The sequence below is a fragment of the Rhodococcus sp. A14 genome (assembly GCF_011603105.1).
GTDB lineage: Bacteria > Actinomycetota > Actinomycetes > Mycobacteriales > Mycobacteriaceae > Rhodococcus_F > Rhodococcus_F opacus.
The window spans coordinates 1-2,704 of sequence record NZ_JAAOQS010000232.1 but is presented as its reverse complement, the minus strand read 5'-3'; the positions used below and the strand labels follow the sequence as shown (position 1 = coordinate 2,704).

Here is a 2,704-nt window from a genome sequence, read left to right as displayed (position 1 = left end):
GATGGCGATGGCGAGGTTGCCGCCCGCCGAATCGCCGATGGTTGTGATGTCCTGCGGGGCGATGCCGGATACGACGAGCGCATCGAAAGCGGCCACCCCGTCCTCTACCTGGGCCGGGTGCTGGAACTCGGGGGCCCGGCGGTAGTCCAGCACGAAGCTGACGGAACCGAGGGCCTTGGCGACGTGGGCGGCGAGCTTGCGGTGGCTGGCGGCCGAGCCGACGGCGAACCCACCGCCGTGTGTGTAGAGGAGCACCTTCGACGTGTCCGCTCCCTCAGGCAGGCACCAGATGCCCGGGACTCCGCCGACGGTGTCCTCGCGATACGTCACGCCTTCCGGCTCGACCGTCGGCTGGTGCCACTCGTCGAACAGGGAACGGAACAGGCGCATGGTCAGGTCTGGCGTCGCCGCCATGATCTGGGACCAATCGGTGTAGAGGTCGCGCAGCACGTCCCGGCCCACGGCATCGGCGGACGTGACGCTGAGCTGTTCGGAGATGTTGGTGGTCATGATTGCCTTTGGTTCGGTTTCGGACGAGGTGGTGTGATGCCTCGTCCGTGTTCTGTGTCGTGCCCGCCGCGGTCGCCCCGATGTGATGGCTGCCACGGCTCCTGAATCAAACGTAGAAGCAGGTTCCGAACCACCTGTGTTCCGATGTGAAACACTCTGCGCCTCGAATCTCTGCAGATGATGAGGGGACACCTGACAGCCACACCCCCGAACGAGGTACTCCCCCAATGCATGCATTTGCCGTCCTCCCCGATGACAGCACGATCCACGACCTGGATATCCCGACCCCGAGCCCGGCCGGCCGGAAGGTCCTCTTGAGGGTCACGAGGGCCGGCGTCTGCCACACCGATACCCACCTGCGGGCCGGTGGATACGATCTGGGCAGTCGCGGGCTGATGAGTATGAAGGACCGCGGCATCGAGTACCCGATGGTGCTCGGCCACGAGGTGGTCGGCATCGTCGAACGGGTGGGCGACGACGTCGAATCCGTTCGTCCGGGTGACGTGCGGCTGATCTACCCGTGGATCGGCTGCGGCGAGTGCCGCCACTGCCGCGAAGGCAACGACAACCGTTGTGCGGCAGGACGAAACCTGGGCGTGGCCCGCCACGGCGGCTACGCCGAATACATTCTCGTGCCCGACGAGAAGTACCTCGTGGACATCGAGGGCATCGACCCGAGTTGGGCTGCCACCCTGGCCTGTTCGGGCCTGACCGCCTACAGTGCGGTCGACAGGATACTTCCCCTCGAACCGGATGAGCCCGTCGTCCTCTTCGGCGCGGGTGGCCTCGGCCTCACCGCCGTCGCGTTGCTCCGTGCCCGGGGCCACCGCAACATCTGCGCAGTCGATGTCGCCGAGGGGAACCTCTCCCTGGCCCGGGACATGGGCGCGTCGAGCACCGTCCTCTCCGGGCCCGGCAGCGGGGCCAAAGACATCCGACGCGCGGCCGGGGGGCCTGCGAGTGCCGTCGTCGACTTCGTCAACAACGGCGTCACGGCCACGTCGGCTTTCGAGGTCCTGACCAAGGCGGGGCACATGGTCCAGGTCGGACTCTTCGGCGGCGAAGTCACCGTCCCGACCGCACTCCTGGCCCTGCGCATGATCCACATCGAAGGCAGCTTTGTGGGGACTCTTTCGCAGCTGCAGGACCTGGTGCGGATCGCCCAGAGCGGAAAGCTGCCGAACATCCCGGTCGTCGAACGGTCGCTGTCCGCGGCGGAGGTCTCCCGCGCCCTGGACGACCTCACCGCCGGGGGCATTGCTGGACGCATCGTCTTGACTGCTTGACACTGGGATGGTGATGGAAAAGTCACGCCGCGAGGACGAGGTCCGGAGTGCCCGCGAACTGCTGATCACGCAGGGGCTGGTCCGAGCCTCCGTTCCCGCGTCCCTCGTCGCCGAGGAGATCGAGCAGAGCTGGCGCCGCTCGGTCTCGCACCGCGTCGATCCCGGGGCCGGACCCCACATTCTGGGGGAGATCGACCCGGACAGCGCCATCCTGCGTGCCGCGGGCCGGATCCTGGACCAGTGGCAGACCAACCTCACCGACTCGCGGATGACCCTCTTCCTCGCCGACGAGGACGGGCGCATCGTGTCCCGGCGCATCGTCGACACCCAGGACGAGCGGGCACTGGACCAGGCCAACGCGGTGGAAGGTTTCGACTTCTCCGAACAGGCCTTGGGCACCAACGGTCTCGGCACTCCGATCGAGTCACGAGGGATCGTATTCGTCCGCGGCACCGAGCATTTCAACGATGCCCTCGCGCAACTGGCGTGCGCAGGGGCTCCGATCAAGCACCCCATCACCGGGCGGATCGTGGGTTCACTCTCCATCACCTCCCATATCGACGTCGCCAGTCCTTTGATGGTCGCGATGGTGCGGCAGGCCGGATATCAGATCGCCGAAGCGCTCGAGCTCATGGCAGACTCCCGGGACCTCGAACTGGCGCGCACCTACCGCCTCTTCCGGTCGTCTCGGCACCCGGTCCTGGTCATGAACTCGGAAACGGTGATGACCGACCTGCCCGCCCTCGCCCACTTCGACGCGGAGTCCCACGCCGACTTGTGGGAAAAGCTACGCCGCCACCGCTGGGATCAGGACGAACTGCAGCTCGAGCTGCCCACGCTCGGCACCGAGGCCATGGTCCGGCGCCTCGGCCGCGCCGGTCAGGACGCGATCTTCGCGCTGGAGTTCA

Annotated in this window: 3 protein-coding genes; 2 read left to right on the top strand and 1 reads right to left on the bottom strand. The window is 66.9% G+C overall.

Annotated features, from left to right (window positions below):
* The coding region (locus G9373_RS44990; protein ID WP_167121278.1) for an alpha/beta hydrolase fold domain-containing protein at positions 1-510 on the bottom strand (510 nt) is incomplete at its 3' end.
* Between the two features lie 227 nt (positions 511-737).
* Here G9373_RS44990 and G9373_RS44985 point away from each other — a divergent pair.
* Complete coding sequence (locus G9373_RS44985; RefSeq protein WP_133985727.1) at positions 738-1,796, top strand: alcohol dehydrogenase; 1,059 nt, start codon at positions 738-740, stop codon at positions 1,794-1,796.
* Positions 1,797-1,809: 13 nt separating this feature from the next.
* The coding region (locus G9373_RS44980; protein WP_206033978.1) for a GAF domain-containing protein at positions 1,810-2,704 on the top strand (895 nt) is incomplete at its 3' end.